We start from the raw sequence: 15,708 nt of genomic DNA on the forward strand, positions 1-15,708 counted from the left end.
CCAGTGAGGTGGCGATCATGACGAAGGCTCTTGAGGGGATTCGTGTGCTGGATATGACGCATGTGCAGTCGGGTCCGTCGGCGACGCAGTTGCTGGCGTGGCTGGGGGCGGATGTGGTGAAGGTGGAGGCTCCGGGCGGGGACATCACGCGCGGGCAGTTGCGGGATGTGCCTGATGTGGACTCGCTGTACTTCACGATGCTCAACTGCAACAAGCGCAGTGTCACGCTGAACACCAAGACCGAGCGGGGCAAGGAGATCCTGACCGCGTTGATCGAGCGGTCGGATGTGCTGGTGGAGAACTTCGCGCCGGGTGCGGTGGACCGGATGGGTTTCACCTGGGAGCGGATCAGGCAGGTCAACCCGCGGATCGTGTACGCCTCCATCAAGGGTTTCGGTGAAGGCCCGTACACCGGTTTCAAGGCGTACGAGGTGGTGGCGCAGGCGATGGGCGGGTCGATGGCGACCACCGGGTTCCAGGACGGGCCGCCGATGGCGACCGGCGCGCAGATCGGTGACTCCGGCACCGGCGTCCACGCCGTCGCCGGGATCCTCGCCGCTCTCTTCCAGCGGGAGCGCACCGGGCGCGGCCAGCGGGTGAACGTGGCCATGCAGCACGCGGTGCTCAACCTGTGCCGGGTCAAGCTGCGCGACCAGCAGCGGCTGGCCCACGGCCCGCTGGCGGAATACCCCAACGACGACTTCACCGACGAGGTCCCGCGTTCGGGCAACGCCTCCGGCGGCGGCCAGCCCGGCTGGGCGGTCCGGTGCGCGCCGGGCGGGCCCAACGACTACGTCTACGTCATCGTCCAGCCCGTCGGCTGGCCCCCGCTCACCGCTCTCATCGGCCGGCCCGAACTCGCCGCGGACCCCGAGTGGGCCACCCCCGAAGCCCGGCTGCCCAAACTCGCCAAAATGTTCCAGCTGATCGAGGAATGGACCTCCACCCTGCCCAAATGGGAGGTCCTCGAACGACTCAACAGCCACAACATCCCCTGCGGACCCATCCTGTCCACCCGCGAAATCATCGAAGACGCCTCACTGGCCGCCAACGAGATGATCGTCGAGGTCGACCACCCCGACCGCGGCACCTTCACCACCGTGGGCAACCCGCTGAAACTCTCCGACTCCCCCGTCGACATCACCACCCCGCCCCTCCTCGGCCAGCACACCGAAGAAATCCTCATCGGCGAACTCGGCCTCGGCCACGAAGAGTTGCCGCTCCTGAAGACGCAGGGAGTGATCTGACCGACACCGCTTCCACTCCGTCCCGGGCGCGCTGCGGACCGCACCGCCCGGGACGGTTCCCGTCCGAACCCGACCGGAGTGAGGTAGCCCAGCATGTCGACATCAGCACCCCGTACCGCCCAGCCCGCCCGCAGTGCCCCCGGCTCCGGTACGGTCATCGACCGGCTCGTGGAAGCCAACCGCGCTTATGCCGCCGGATTCGTCGACCCGGGTATGGGAGCCCGGCCGGTCCTGCGGGTGGCCGTCGTGGCCTGTATGGACGCCCGTATCGACCTGCACGCCGCACTGGGCCTGGAACTCGGCGACTGTCACACGGTCCGTAATGCCGGCGGGGTGGTCACCGACGACACGATCCGCTCCCTGACGATCAGTCAGCGGGCGCTCGGCACCCGTAGCGTCATCCTCATCCACCACACCGGCTGCGGCCTGCAGACCCTGACCGAGGACTTCCGGCACGAGCTGGAGATGGAGGTCGGCCAGCGTCCGGCCTGGGCGGTGGAGGCGTTCCGGGACGTCGACCAGGACGTACGGCAGTCGATGCAGCGGGTGCGCACCTCGCCGTTCCTGCCGCACACCGACGACGTACGGGGCTTCGTCTTCGACGTGACCACCGGGCTGCTGCGGGAGATCGACCCGCAGTCCTGAACTCCTCCCGGCCGGAGTGTTCAGACGCTCCGGCCGGCCACCGCGGCGATCTGCCGGCAGTAGAAGTCGGTGGTGTTCCGGGTGTGCCGGCGCATGAGCTCCTCGGCGCGGTCGGGGGCGCCTTCGCCGATGGCCTCGATGATTCGGGCGTGCTCGTTCCAGGCGTCCTTGCCGCGCGGTGTGGCGATGGGCATGTAGTACCAGCGCACGCGTCGGTCGACCTGGGGGATGAGTTCGGCGAGGACTGCGTTGCGGGAGAGCCCGGTGATGTGCCCGTGCAGGGCGGCGTTGGCCTCCACGATGGCCCGGGCGTCGTCGGCCGCGAGAGCGGCGAGACCGGTCTGCTGAAGTTCCCACAGCCGGGCGACGTCCCTGGGGGTGGCGTGCCGGGCGGCGCCGTGCGCGGAGTGGGTTTCGAGGAGGGCCCGGACGCTCAGGAGCTGGGCACACTCCTCCAGGGTGGGGGAGTGGACGAAGGCGCCCTGGGAGGGGCGCAGGTCGACCCAGCCCGCGGTGTGCAGCCGTTGCAGCGCTTCGCGGATCGGCTGGCGGCTCACGCCGAGTTCTGCGGCGAGTTCGGCCTCGACGAGATGCTGTCCGGGTTTCAGTGAGCCGTTGACGATCAGTTCTGTCAGGGCGTCGTAGACCGCCTGGCGCAGTGGGGCGGGCCGTGTGATCGGTCCGCGTGCGGCCACGGTGGGCGTGTCGGGCATGGGCCCTTCTCCCTCGTTCGACTGCTGAGGCCAACATCGGCTACGAGATACTGAGTTCAGTATGCAATAGACACGGCCATGGGGACTGGCGTTGCGGACCTTCGAAAGTTGCCCGGGCTCGCCTCTGGCGTCCCGGTGGCGAATGCAGAATACTGTATGCAATCGTCGCTCGACGACCAGTAGTCGCTCCCGAGGGGGTCACCCCGTGTCGTACCGCACCGCTCTCTCAGAAGTCCTGACCAGTGTCATCGAACCCTCCGCCGACGTGACCGGCGGCGAGGGCAGGTTTCCTCGCGCTTCCGTGACGGCCCTCGGTCGCGCAGGACTGCTGGGGCTCACCGTCTCCGCCGAGTTCGGTGGTGGTGGACGGGGGCTGCCGGAAGCCGTGGAGGTGGTGGTCCGGACCGCGCGCGTCTGCCCGGCGACGGCGGCCGTGCTCCAGTCCCACTACACGGCGGTCGCCGTCATCGAGTCGTACGGTAACCCCTGGGTGCGCGGTGAGATCGCTGCCGGGCGACACCTCAGCAGCCTTGCCCTCGCCGAGGCGGCGGAGGGGGCGGAGGGGTACGTCGAGGGGGTGGAGCCAGCGGGCGGCGTCGGCGGACAGGGGCTGGATGGCCAGCTCCTCGTGCCCCGCTCCGTCGCCGCCCGCACCGGTGACGTGGTTGCGCTGCGGGCCCGTAAGCACCAGGTGGTCGCGGCGGGCGAGGCCGACAGTTACGTCTGGTCCTCGAGGCCGCTGGTCGTGCCGGCCGGGATGAGCCTCTGGCTGGTTCCGGCGCACGCCCCGAACCTGTTCGTCCCGGCCCGGGCCGGGGGTGCCGGGCCGCGCGGCAGCGCGACGTCCACGGTGTTCGCCGACCCGGTTCTGGTTCCCGCCGACGCGATGCTCGGCGGGGACGGCGGCGGGCTCGACACCGTGCTGCGCACAGTGCTGCCGTGGCTGCTCGAACTGCGGGCCGCAGCCGGTGCCGGGGGCCTGCGTCCCCCGGCCGTCGACATGTCCCACGACGTCGCTCGCCGCCCCGTCGAGTCGCTCGCCTCGCCCTGAACCGCCCGCGCCGGAGATGTCAGTCCTGACTCGTCCCGGCGGGGAGCTGCCGGCGGTAGAAGTCGGTCGTGCGCTCGGCGTGCCTGCGCATGATCTCACCCGCCCCGTCCGCGTCGCCCTTGGCGATGGCCGTGATGAGCCGGCCGTGCTCGTTCCAGGCCTCCTTGCCGCGGGGCTTGGCGATGGGCGTGTAGTACCAGCGCACCTTCTGGCCCACCTGGCCGATCAGTTCGGCCAGTACGGCGTTGCCGGCCACGGAGGTGATGAAGTCGTGCAGGGCGGTGTTGGCCGCGACCAGGCGTTTGACATCGCCCTCGGCGAGCGCGTCGACGCCGTCCTGCTGGAGCTCCCAGAGGCGCTCGACATCCTCGGGCTCGGCGTTCTGCGCGGCGAGTTGGGCCGAGTAGGTCTCCAGTACCGCGCGGACGCCGAGGAGTTGGGCGGCCTCCTCCTCGGTGGGGGAGTGGACGAAGGCGCCCTGGGCGGGCCGCAGGTCGACCCAGCCCGCGGTCTGCAGTCGTTGCAGGGCCTCGCGGACCGGCTGTCGGCTGACGCCGAGGTGTTCGGCGAGTTCGGCCTCGACCAGGTGCTGGCCGGGCTTGAGGGAACCGCTGATGATCAGTTCGGTCAGGGCGTCGTACACGGCCTGGCGCAGCGGTGCCGGGCGGGTGACGCGCCGGGAGGCTGCGGCCGTGAGTGCCTCGCGCATGGTTGTCCCGTTCTGCCGCCGGGCCCGCGGGGCGGCGGCTTTGCCCAGTGGATGCGGTCGAGGGGGTTGCCGACGACGGCGCGAGCATACAGGTTTTTGTATGCAACCGGCCGCACCTCTGGCGGTCCCGCGATCTCTGCGATTGAGTTCTGTATACAGAAGCCTGTATGGGGTATTCTCGGTCTCCTGCAACCCTCGCCGGGGACCCGTGTGACGGAAGGCGAAGCGATCATGACGACCAGCGGGAGTGATGTGTCGGTCGAGAGCGTGGTCCGGGGGGTGGTGGCCCGTCACCGGGACCAGCGCGGCGCGCTGCTGCCCGTACTGCACGCCGTCCAGGCCGAGTTGGGCCATGTGCCGCAGGAGGCGATCCCGGTGCTCGCCGAGGAACTCAACCTCTCCCGGGCGGACGTCCACGGGGTGGTGACCTTCTACCACGACTTCCGCCGTGAGCCCGCGGGACGCACCACCGTGCGCATCTGCCGCGCCGAGGCCTGCCAGGCCCTGGGTGCCGACAGCCTGGTGCGCCACGCCCGTGAGTCCGGACTGACCCTGGGGGAGACGACGGCCGACGGCTCGGTCACCGTCGAGCAGGTCTTCTGTCTCGGCAACTGTGCCCTCGGCCCGTCGGTGGAGGCGAACGGCCGGCTGTACGGACGAGTCGGCCCCGCCCGACTGGGCTCGATCCTCAACGGGACGGTCTCCTCATGAACAACTCCTCGGACTCCGCGGTCACGGTCCACGTTCCCCGCGACTCGGCGGCCAGGTCCGTCGGCGCGGACGAGGTCGCCCAGGCGCTCCAAGACGCCGCCGCCCGCGGCGACTTCGCCATCGACGTCATACGCAACGGATCGCGCGGCATGCTCTGGCTGGAGCCGCTCGTCGAGGTCGTGACCCCGCAAGGACGCGTCGGCTACGGCCCGGTGGCCCCCGAGGACGTGGCGGGACTCCTCGCCGCCGGCATGCTCGACGGGGCGGACCATCCGCTGCGGCTCGGCATCGTGGACGAACTGCCGTGGCTCGCCCGCCAGAACCGCGTCACCTTCGCCAGGGTCGGGGTCACCGACCCCCTGTCGACGAAGGACTACGTCGAGCACGGCGGCCTCGCCGGGCTACGGGCCGCGTTGGAGCTGGCCCCCGCCGACGTCGTCGCCGAGGTCACCGCCTCCGGGCTGCGCGGCCGAGGCGGCGCCGGATTCCCGGCCGGCATCAAGTGGAAGACGGTGCTCGACTGCGCCGACGAGCTGAAGTTCGTCTGCTGCAACGCCGACGAGGGAGACAGCGGCACCTTCGCCGACCGCATGGTCATGGAGGGCGACCCGTTCCTGCTCATCGAAGGCATGACCATCGCCGCGCACGCGGTCGGCGCGAGCGAGGGCTACATATACATCCGCTCCGAATACCCCGACGCCGTGGCCACGATGCGCCGGGCGATCGGCATCGCCCGCGAGCACGGCTGGCTCGGCAAGGGCGTCCTCGGCTCCTCGCTCGACTTCGACCTGCACGTCCGCGTCGGCGCCGGCGCGTACATCTGCGGCGAGGAGACCTCCATGCTGGAGAGCCTGGAGGGCAAGCGGGGCATGGTCCGCGCGAAACCACCGATCCCCGCGATCGAGGGCCTGTTCGGCAAACCGACCGTGGTGAACAACGTCCTCACCCTGACCACCGTGCCCATGGTCCTGGCCCACGGCGCGAAGGCCTACCAGGACCTCGGCGTCGGCCGCTCGCGCGGCACCCAGGTCTTCCAGCTCGGCGGCAACATCGCCCGCGGCGGCATCGTGGAGACCGCCTTCGGCATCACCCTGCGCGAACTCGTCGAGGAGTACGGCGGCGGGACCCACACCGGACGCCCGGTGCGCACGGTGCAGGTCGGCGGCCCGCTCGGCGCCTATCTGCCGACGTCCCTGTTCGACCTGCCGATGGACTACGAGGCGTTCGCCGAGGCCGGCGCGATGCTCGGGCACGGCGGCGTCGTCGTCTTCGACGACACCGTCGACATGGCCGCCCAGGCCCGCTTCGCGATGGAGTTCTGTGCCGAGGAGTCCTGCGGCAAGTGCACACCCTGCCGGGTCGGTTCGGTGCGGGGCGTCGAGGTGATCGACAAGATCGTGGCCGGCACGCACCGGGACGAGAACCTGGCCCTGCTGGAAGACCTGTGCGACCTGATGACCGAAGGCTCGTTGTGCGCGATGGGCGGGCTGACCCCGATGCCCGTCCGCAGCGCCCTCGCTCACTTCCCCGACGACTTCCTCGGCGGCCGTCGGCTGCTGGAGATCCACCCCGTACGAGCGACGGAGGGCACGGCATGAGCCTGCTCAAGGAACCCGACTTCGGAACCCCCGAGCGGCCCGGCCCGGCGACGGTGTCGGTGGAGATCGACGGCATGCCGGTCGCCGTCCCGGAAGGCACCTCCGTGATGCGCGCCGCCGCACAGGCCGGTGTCGACATACCCAAGTTGTGCGCCACCGACAGCCTGGAGGCCTTCGGCTCCTGCCGCCTGTGTGTGGTGGAGATCGACGGCCGTCGCGGCACCCCGGCGTCCTGCACCACGCCGTGCGCCGACGGCATGAAGGTGAGCACCCAGACGCCGAAGGTGGCAAAGCTCCGCCAGGGCGTCATGGAGCTCTACATCTCCGACCACCCGCTCGACTGCCTCACCTGCCCGGCCAACGGCGACTGCGAACTGCAGGACATGGCCGGCGTGGTGGGGCTGAGGCAGGTCCGCTACGGCTACGAGGGCGAGAACCACCTCGACGCCGAGAAGGACACGTCCAACCCCTACTTCGACTTCGACCCCTCCAAGTGCATCGCCTGCTCCCGCTGCGTCCGGGCGTGCGGTGAGGTGCAGGGCACCTTCGCGCTCACCATCGAGGGCCGCGGCTTCGACTCCAAGGTCTCGCCGGGCGCCGGAGAGACCTTCATGGACTCCGAGTGCGTCTCCTGCGGGGCCTGCGTCCAGGCCTGCCCGACGTCGACGCTCCAGGAGCGCTCGGTCGTCGAACTCGGCATGCCCACCAGGTCGGTGGTCACGACCTGCGCGTACTGCGGTGTGGGCTGCTCCTTCAAGGCCGAACTGCGCGGCGACGAGCTGGTGCGCATGGTGCCCCACAAGGACGGCGGCGCGAACGAGGGCCACTCCTGCGTGAAGGGCCGCTTCGCCTTCGGCTACGCCACCCACCCCGACCGCCAACTCAAGCCCATGGTCCGCGACAGGATCACCGACCCCTGGCGCGAGGTCGAGTGGGACGAGGCGATCGGCACGGTCGCCCGCCGCATGCGCGAGATCCAGGACCGGTACGGCTCCAGCGCGGTCGGCGCCATCACCTCCTCGCGTTGCACCAACGAAGAGGTCTACGTCGTACAGAAGATGGTCCGCGCGGCCTTCGGCAACAACAACGTCGACACCTGCGCCCGGGTCTGCCACTCCCCGACGGGATACGGTCTCAAGCAGACCTTCGGCGAGTCCGCCGGCACCCAGGACTTCCGCTCGGTCGCGCAGTCCGACGTCATCATGGTCATCGGCGCCAACCCCACCGACGGGCACCCGGTGTTCGCCTCCCGGATGAAGCGCCGGCTGCGCGAGGGCGCCAAGCTCATCGTCGTGGACCCCCGCCGTATCGATCTGGTGCGCTCGCCGCACATCGAGGCCCAGCACCACCTCCAGCTCAGGCCCAGCACCAACGTCGCCGTCGTCAACGCCATGGCGCACGTGGTCGTCACCGAGGGCCTGGTCGACCGGTCGTTCGTGGACGCCAGGTGCGAAGGCTTCGACGACTGGGCCGAGTTCATCGCCCGCCCGGAGAACAGCCCGGAGGCGGTCGAGGAGATCACCGGCGTGCCGGCCGGTGAACTCCGGGCCGCCGCACGGCTGTACGCCGAGGCGCCCAACGGGGCCATCTACTACGGCCTCGGCGTCACCGAGCACAGCCAGGGCTCGACGATGGTCATGGGGATGGCCAACCTCGCGATGGCGTGCGGCAACATCGGCCGGGACGGCGTCGGCGTGAACCCGTTGCGCGGCCAGAACAACGTGCAGGGTTCCTGCGACATGGGCTCCTTCCCGCACGAGCTGCCCGGCTACCGGCACGTCTCCGACGACGCCGTCCGCACGGTCTTCGAGAACCTCTGGGGCGGAACTCTCCTCGCCGAACCGGGCCTTCGCATCCCCAACATGTTCGACGCGGCGATCGACGGCACCTTCAAGGGCCTCTTCGTGCACGGCGAGGACATCGCCCAGTCCGACCCCAACCTCCAGCACGTCACCGCCGCGCTCGAAGCGATGGAACTCGTCGTGGTCCAGGACCTGTTCCTCAACGAGACCGCCAAGTTCGCGCACGTCTTCCTGCCCGGGGCGTCCTTCCTGGAGAAGGACGGCACCTTCACCAACGCCGAACGCCGGATCAACCGGGTGCGCGCGGTGATGAAGCCGAAGACGGGCAAGCACGAGTGGCAGATCGTCAGCGAGATCGCAACCGCCATGGGCTACCCCATGGCGTACGACCATCCGAGCCGGATCATGGACGAGATCGCCTCGGTCACCCCGACGTTCACCGGGGTCTCCTTCGAGTTGCTGGACAAGCTCAGCAGCGTCCAGTGGCCGTGCAACGAGCAGGCGCCGGAGGGCACGCCCATCATGCACGTGGACGAATTCGTGCGCGGCAAGGGCAAGTTCGTGGTCACCGCCTACGTGCCCACGGCCGAGCGCAGCACCCGGCGCTTCCCGCTGGTCCTCACCACGGGCCGCATCCTCAGCCAGTACAACGTCGGCGCCCAGACCCGCCGAACCGGCAACGTCGCCTGGCATCCCGAGGACGTCCTGGAACTCCACCCGCACGACGCCGAGGTCCGCGGCATCAACGACGGTGACATGGTCACCCTGGCCAGCCGCGTCGGGCAGACCACCCTGCGCGCGGAGATCTCCGACCGCATGCCGACCGGGGTCGTGTACACCACGTTCCACCATCCCGTCACCGGCGCCAACGTGGTGACCACGGAGAACTCCGACTGGGCGACCAACTGCCCGGAGTACAAGGTGACCGCCGTACAGGTCGCGCTCGCGCGCCCCGACCGGCACAGCGACACGGACGTCACCGGGAACGACCTCGTGACGGTGGTGGACTGAGATGACAGCGACCGTGCCGTCGGAACTCAGGATGGCGAACGACATCGCGAGGAACCTCGGACACCTGCCGGGGGAGGAGGCCGTCGAGGCGATCGCCGGACACATCGGCAGGTTCTGGGACCCGCGGATGCGCGCCCGGCTCCACGCGTTCGCCGACGCCGGGGCGGACGGGCTGGACCCGCTCGTGGTGGCCGCGGTGAAGCTCCTGCGCTGACCCGCGCCCGGCGATGCGAGGGGTGGCGGTCCGGGCATTCGGGTAGATCAACAGGGTCGCCACCCCTGTACATCACCACCATACTGCATACAGTATGGAGCAGGTTGACGCGGCCCCGGACAGGGAGGAGTCGTTCATGCTGTTCCGGCAGCTGGAGTACTTCGTGGCGGTGGCGAGGGAACGGCACTTCGCCCGCGCGGCGGAGTCCTGCTACGTCTCCCAGCCCGCGCTCTCGGCGGCGATCGCCAAACTGGAGCGGGAGCTGAACGTCACGCTCATCAACCGCGGGCACAACTACCAGGGCCTCACCCCGGAGGGCGAACGGCTCGTCGTGTGGGCCAAGCGGATCCTCGCCGAACAGGACGCCTTCAAGGCGGAGGTGGCCGCCGTGCAGTCCGGCATCACCGGGACGCTGCGGCTCGGCACGGACCCCACGGCGTCCACGACCCTGGCGCTTCCCGTGGCCGCGTTCTGCGCGGCGCACCCGCTCGCCAAGGTGCAGGTCCGCTCCCGGCTGTCGACGAAGGAACTCCACCGCCAGCTGCGTGACTACGAACTGGATGTGGCCATCGCCCACTTCGACCCGGACGACCAAGAGGGCTTGCAGGTCGTCCCCCTGTATCAGGAGCGGTACACGCTGCTGGTGTCGGAGGACCAGCCGGTGGCCCAGTCCGCCACCGTGACCTGGGCGGACGCCGCCCAGCTGCCGCTCGCGCTGCTGACCCCCGACATGCGGATCCGCCAGATCGTCGACACCGTGTTCGCGGAGAAGGGGTTCGTGGTGACCCCCCAGGTGGAGACGGACTCGATCGCCTCCCTCTACGCGCATGTCGGCGGCGGCGGGTGGGCCAGCATCGTGCCGCACACGTGGCTGCGCGCGATGCCGGTGATCGGCCGTACGAGGGCGCTGCCCCTGGTGGAGCCGGAGGCCGGCGCCCAGGTCTCGGTGGCGATCCACGCCGCCACCCCCGGCTCGGTCGCCGCCCGGGCGTTCGTCAACGCGGCGATGGGCCTGTCCCTGGACGAATTCTTCGCCCGGCCGCTCCCGGCCGAACACCGCGTGCTCACCCCCTGAACGCCCCCGTCACGGCGCGTACCGGGCCTGGACGGCCTTCCGGTCCAGAGCCCCCTTGGCGGTGTACGGCAGAGCGGCGACCAGCTCGATCCGGTCGGGCACCTCGAACGCGGCCAGCCGGTCACGGCCGTACCGCAGGATCTCCTCGCGCCCGACGCTCTCACCCTCGCGCACCACCACCGCGGCGCCCACCCGCTGCCCGTACACCGCGTCGGGCACGGCGAACACGGCCACCTCGGCGACACCCGGGCAGCCGGCGAGGATGTCCTCGACATGCTCAGGCGAGATCTTCTCGCCGCCGCGGTTGATCAGGTTGTTGATCCGCCCGGTCAGCGACAGATACCCGTCCGCGTCCAGTCTTCCCAGATCACCGGTGCGCAGCCACCCGTCGACGAAGGTGTACGACGTCCCCTCCCGGTCGCCGAGATAGCCCCGGGCGACGGTGGGACCGTGCACCCACACCTCGCCCTCGACGCCCACGGGGCACGTACGCCCGTTCCGGTCGGCGATCCGGATCTCGACCCCGGTCGGCCGTCCCACCGAACCCTGCTTCAGCAGCCCCCGCCCGGGCAGCGGTTCGCTGGATGCCTGGTGCGAGGACTCGGTCATCCCGTACGCGGACAGCAAAGGCACGCCCAACGTGCGCTCCAGCGCCCGCTGTGTCGCCGAGTTGAGGGGGGCGCTGCCGCTGCGGACGAACTTCAGGGGCGGCGCCTGCGGGCCCGGGTACTCCCGCTCCGACCGGTCCAGGAGGATCTCGTGGATGGCCGGGGCCGCGGTGAACCAGGTGGCGGCCACGGCACGCGTGTCGTCCCAGAACGTGCCCGCCGAGAACCTTCCCCGCTCGGGCAGCAGGACGCAGCCTCCGCTGGCCAGTGACGCCAGCAGTGCCGCGAACAGCCCGTGGCCGTGGAAGAACGGCATCACCGCGACCGTCGCGTCATCGGGTCCCAACTCGTAGGTGGCGCAGAGGGAGTGGACGGATGCGGCCACGTTGGCCTGGGTGAGCGGGACCATCTTCGGCCGGTCGCTGGTGCCGGCGGTGAACAGGACGAGCGCGTCGTTCTCCGCCAACTCGTCTGCCGCACCACGGGCATGGGGCACGACAGGCGGACCGGGCGCGAGTTCGACCGCCGCTGTCCCGGCCCGGGAGACGTCCACCCGCAGCGGCCACACCGGGACGGGGAACGGGCCCCCTGCCACGGCCGGTGCTCCCAGAAGAACCGCCCGCGCTCCCAACGCCTCGCTCCGCGCCGCGAGTTCGGACCAGGGCAGCGCAGGGTCCAGCGTGGCGACCACCAGACCGGCCCGCGCCGCGCCGAGCAACGCGACCACGAACTCGGCGGTGTTGGCGGCGATCAGACCGATCGCCTCACCGCGGCGCAGCCCGGTGCCGCCGAGCCGTTCGGCCATGTCGTCGGCCAGGCCGCTGAGGCCCCGGTAGGACAGGTGCACCCGGTCCCCGGTGACGACCAGCGCCCGGGCGTACGGGCGTTCACGCACCTGCCGGTCGATGAGGTCGACGAGACCCGTGACGCTCGGAGGCCGGTACCGGTTCGCATCGCGCACGGATGCCGCGGCCGGAACGGCCATGACCCCACCCCCTCGCGCCAGGTTCGATGAAGCAGTCCTCTGCGAGCCTGCGGTGGCCTGCGGCGAGCGTCCAATACGTACTGGCGAACGGCCGATAGCGGCCGTCTATCAAGAGAGCTGGCGAGGCCTCCACCAGCCCTCGATAGATGCTGTTTATCGGCTGGTCGCCGATCGGTCTTGGACGCGGACGGGCGCCCTGCGGATGGTGAGAGGAGTAGCCGCTCCGGCAGGACCTGCCCAAGGAGGACCTCGGACCATGACCGCCCCCTCGACTATGGAGACCGCGGCAGCAGCCGACGTTCCGACCGAGCTCACCGACGGGTACCACCTGGTCGTCGACGCACTCAAAATGAACGACGTCGACACCATCTACGGGGTGGTCGGCATCCCGATCACCGACCTGGCCCGCCTCGCCCAGGCGCAGGGCATCCGCTACATCGGCTTCCGGCACGAGAGCAACGCCGGGCACGCGGCGGCCATCGCCGGCTACCTCAACAAGAAGCCGGGCGTGGCCCTGACGGTGTCGGCACCGGGCTTCCTCAACGGTCTGGTCGCGCTGGCGAACGCGACCACCAACTGCTTCCCCATGGTCCAGATCTCCGGCTCCAGCGAGCGCCACCTCGTCGACCTCAAGCAGGGCGACTACGAGGAGATGGACCAACTCGCCGCCGCGCAGCCCTTCGTGAAGGCCGCCTACCGGGTCAGCCGCGTCGAGGACATCGGCCGCGGCATCGCCCGCGCCCTGCGCACCGCGATCTCCGGGCGCCCCGGCGGTGTCTACCTCGACATCCCCGCCGCGGTGCTCGGCGCCATCATGCCCAAGGCGGAGGGCGACAAGACGCTGAGCCGCCTCGTGGACCCCGCTCCGCGCCAGCTGCCCGCGCCGGAGGCCGTGGACCGGGCGATCGAGCTGCTGGCCTCCGCCGAGCGCCCGCTGGTGGTGCTCGGCAAGGGCGCCGCGTATGCCCAGGCGGACGCCAAGGTGCGGGAGTTCATCGAGTCCACCGGCATCCCGTACGTACCGATGTCGATGGCGAAGGGCCTGCTGCCCGACAACCACCCGCAGTCGGCGGCCACCGCCCGTTCCATGGCGCTGAAGAAGGCCGACGTCGTGATGCTCGTCGGCGCCCGCCTCAACTGGTTGCTCAACCATGGCCAGACGGGGTGGAACCCCGATGCCAAGTTCATCCAGATCGACATCGACCCCAAGGAGATGGACAGCAACCAGCCGATCTCCGCACCGCTCGTCGGTGACATCGAGTCGGTGCTCGACGCGCTCGCCGAACGCACCAAGCCCGGCCAGATCCAGGCCCCTTCGGCCTGGCGGGACGAGCTCGGGGAGCGCTCGGCGCAGAACGTCGCCAAGATGGCCAAGCGGCTGGAGGCCGACCCGCACCCCATGCAGTTCATGGGCGCCCTGAAGGCCGTACGCGACGTCGTGCACCAGCACCCGGAGACGTACATCGTCAACGAGGGCGCCAACGCCCTGGACATCGCGCGCAACGTCATCGACATGCACGTCCCCCGTCACCGTCTCGACAGCGGCACCTGGGGCGTCATGGGCATCGGCATGGGCTACGCCATCGCCGCCGCCGTCGAGAGCGGCGCCCCGGTCGTGGCCATCGAGGGCGACAGCGCCTTCGGGTTCAGTGGCATCGAGATCGAGACGATCTGCCGTTACAAGCTCCCCGTGGTCACCGTGATCATGAACAACGGCGGTGTCTACCGGGGCGACGACACCAACCCGTACGACGACGCCCCCGCGCCCACGACGCTCATGTCGGCGGCCCGCCACGACCTGCTGATCGAGGCGTTCGGCGGCAAGGGCTACCGCGCCACCACGCCTGCCGAGGTCACCGCCGCCCTCACCGAGGCCCTGGCTTCGGGCGGCCCGGCGCTCATCGACTGCGTGATCGACCCCTCGGCCGGCACCGAGAGCGGCCACATCTCACACCTCAATCCCAAGGGCATCACCGTCGGCAACATCACGCCGGCGAAGAAGTGACCCTTCTCCTTACCTCGAGCCCCCGCCCCGTACGCGTACGTTCACGAAAAGGAAGCAGACATGAGTGAAAAGCCGCTCGCCGGAATCAAGGTGATCGACTTCACCGGCGTCCAGGCCGGTCCCGCCTGCACGCAGATGCTCGCCTGGTTCGGCGCCGACGTCCTGAAGGTGGAGCGTCCCAACGGCGGCGACGTGACGCGCCGTCAGCTCCGGGACATCGAGGACCTGGACGCGCTCTACTTCACCATGCTCAACAGCAACAAGCGCTCCCTCGCCATCAACACCAAGACCGCCGAGGGCAAGGAGGTCCTGGAGAAGCTCATCACGGAAGCCGACGTCCTGGTGGAGAACTTCGCCCCGGGCGCCCTGGACCGCATGGGCTTCTCCTGGGAGCGCATCCAGGAGCTCAACCCGCGCCTGATCTTCGGCTCGGTCAAGGGCTTCAACGACCAGTCGTCCTGGAACGACCTCAAGGTCTACGAGAACGTCGCCCAGTGCGCGGGCGGCGCCGCCTCCACCACCGGCTTCTGGGACGGTCCGCCCACCATCTCCGGCGCGGCCATCGGTGACACCAACACCGGTATGCACCTGGCGATCGGCATCCTCACCGCGATCATCGACCGCAACAAGACCGGCAAGGGCCAGAAGGTGTCCGTCTCCATGCAGGACGCCGTGCTCAACCTCTGCCGTGTCAAGCTGCGCGACCAGCAGCGCCTGGAGCGGGTCGGCCACCTGGAGGAGTACCCGCAGTACCCGAACGGCGAGTTCACCGACGTGGTGCCGCGTGGCGGCAACGCGGGCGGCGGCGGCCAGCCCGGCTGGGTGCTCAAGTGCAAGGGCTGGGAGACCGACCCGAACGCCTACATCTACTTCACCATCCAGGAGCAGAACTGGAAGCGCACCGCCGAGGCGATCGGCCACCCCGAGTGGGCCGAGGACCCGGAGTACGCGACCGCGCGCGCCCGCCAGAACCACATCTTCGAGATCTTCGAGGAGATCGAGAAGTGGCTCGCGGACAAGACCAAGTACGAGGCGGTGGACATCCTGCGTGAGTGGGAGGTGCCCTGCGCCCCGGTGATGAGCATGAAGGAGATCGCCTACGACGAGGACCTGCGCAAGAGCGGCACGGTCGTCGAGGTCGAGCAGAAGGGCCGTGGGACGTACCTGACCGTCGGCAGCCCGGTGAAGTTCTCCTCCTTCAAGCCCGAGGTCGTCGGTGCCCCGCTGCTGGGCGAGCACAGCTCCGAGGTCCTGGTCGAACTGGGCTACGACGAGGAGACCATCGGCCGGCTGAAGGAGAGCGGCGTCATCGTCTGACCCTTCATGCGGAAACG

13 protein-coding genes are annotated in these 15,708 nt (G+C 69.9%); 10 read left to right on the top strand and 3 right to left on the bottom strand.

The annotated features are described in order from the left end of the window. The first annotated feature begins 17 nt into the window (after window positions 1-17). Window positions 18-1,247, top strand: coding sequence for a formyl-CoA transferase (gene frc / locus HDA41_RS34045; protein WP_184990837.1), 1,230 nt, complete (start codon window positions 18-20; stop codon window positions 1,245-1,247). 93 nt (window positions 1,248-1,340) lie between these two features. Continuing rightward, window positions 1,341-1,892, top strand: coding sequence for a beta-class carbonic anhydrase (locus HDA41_RS34050; RefSeq protein WP_184990839.1), 552 nt, complete (start codon window positions 1,341-1,343; stop codon window positions 1,890-1,892). Between the two features lie 20 nt (window positions 1,893-1,912). On the opposite strand, the gene HDA41_RS34055 is transcribed toward HDA41_RS34050, so the two are convergent. After that, window positions 1,913-2,605 (bottom strand): GntR family transcriptional regulator, encoded by a 693-nt coding sequence (locus tag HDA41_RS34055; RefSeq protein WP_184990841.1) that lies wholly within the window; start codon window positions 2,603-2,605, stop codon window positions 1,913-1,915. A 205-nt stretch (window positions 2,606-2,810) separates the two neighbouring features. Here HDA41_RS34055 and HDA41_RS34060 point away from each other — a divergent pair, with 205 nt between their 5' ends. Next, window positions 2,811-3,656 carry an acyl-CoA dehydrogenase family protein gene (locus HDA41_RS34060; RefSeq protein WP_184990843.1) on the top strand — a complete coding sequence of 282 codons (846 nt, stop codon included), beginning with the start codon at window positions 2,811-2,813 and terminating at the stop codon, window positions 3,654-3,656. Window positions 3,657-3,675: 19 nt separating this feature from the next. Here HDA41_RS34060 and HDA41_RS34065 read toward each other — a convergent pair whose 3' ends face one another. Next, complete coding sequence (locus HDA41_RS34065; RefSeq protein WP_184990845.1) at window positions 3,676-4,365, bottom strand: GntR family transcriptional regulator; 690 nt, start codon at window positions 4,363-4,365, stop codon at window positions 3,676-3,678. A 231-nt stretch (window positions 4,366-4,596) separates the two neighbouring features. Between HDA41_RS34065 and HDA41_RS34070 the strand changes: the two genes are divergently transcribed. The 5 genes from HDA41_RS34070 to HDA41_RS34090 all read left to right on the top strand — a co-directional run bounded on the left by HDA41_RS34070 (window position 4,597) and on the right by HDA41_RS34090 (window position 10,776). Continuing rightward, complete coding sequence (locus HDA41_RS34070) at window positions 4,597-5,076, top strand: formate dehydrogenase subunit gamma (protein ID WP_086603056.1); 480 nt, start codon at window positions 4,597-4,599, stop codon at window positions 5,074-5,076. Further along, entirely contained in the window at window positions 5,073-6,674 is a 1,602-nt protein-coding gene (locus HDA41_RS34075) for a formate dehydrogenase beta subunit (protein ID WP_184990847.1), read from the top strand. Before HDA41_RS34070 ends, HDA41_RS34075 begins: the two co-directional genes overlap by 4 nt. Beyond that, on the top strand, window positions 6,671-9,487 hold the full coding sequence (fdhF, locus tag HDA41_RS34080) for a formate dehydrogenase subunit alpha (protein ID WP_184990849.1): 2,817 nt from the start codon (window positions 6,671-6,673) through the stop codon (window positions 9,485-9,487). Before HDA41_RS34075 ends, fdhF begins: the two co-directional genes overlap by 4 nt. A 1-nt stretch (window position 9,488) precedes the next feature. Beyond that, window positions 9,489-9,701, top strand: a complete 213-nt coding sequence (locus HDA41_RS34085; protein WP_230299521.1) for a formate dehydrogenase subunit delta — start codon at window positions 9,489-9,491, stop codon at window positions 9,699-9,701. 136 nt (window positions 9,702-9,837) lie between these two features. Further along, the gene (locus tag HDA41_RS34090) at window positions 9,838-10,776 is read left to right on the top strand and encodes a LysR family transcriptional regulator (protein ID WP_184993972.1); all 939 of its coding nucleotides are present in this window, start codon (window positions 9,838-9,840) and stop codon (window positions 10,774-10,776) included. Between the two features lie 9 nt (window positions 10,777-10,785). On the opposite strand, the gene HDA41_RS34095 is transcribed toward HDA41_RS34090, so the two are convergent. Next, window positions 10,786-12,369, bottom strand: a complete 1,584-nt coding sequence (locus tag HDA41_RS34095) for a FadD7 family fatty acid--CoA ligase (RefSeq protein ID WP_184990851.1) — start codon at window positions 12,367-12,369, stop codon at window positions 10,786-10,788. A gap of 256 nt (window positions 12,370-12,625) precedes the next feature. On the opposite strand from HDA41_RS34095, the gene oxc reads away from it, so the two are divergent. Both oxc and frc (HDA41_RS34105) read left to right on the top strand, forming a co-directional pair. After that, window positions 12,626-14,374 carry an oxalyl-CoA decarboxylase gene (oxc, locus tag HDA41_RS34100; protein WP_059418473.1) on the top strand — a complete coding sequence of 583 codons (1,749 nt, stop codon included), beginning with the start codon at window positions 12,626-12,628 and terminating at the stop codon, window positions 14,372-14,374. A 60-nt stretch (window positions 14,375-14,434) separates the two neighbouring features. Then, a complete protein-coding gene (gene frc, locus HDA41_RS34105) occupies window positions 14,435-15,691 on the top strand; it encodes a formyl-CoA transferase (RefSeq protein WP_059418472.1) in 1,257 nt (418 codons plus the stop codon). The last annotated feature ends 17 nt before the right edge of the window (window positions 15,692-15,708 follow it).

Source organism: Streptomyces caelestis (assembly GCF_014205255.1).
GTDB classification, from domain to species: Bacteria; Actinomycetota; Actinomycetes; order Streptomycetales; family Streptomycetaceae; genus Streptomyces; species Streptomyces caelestis.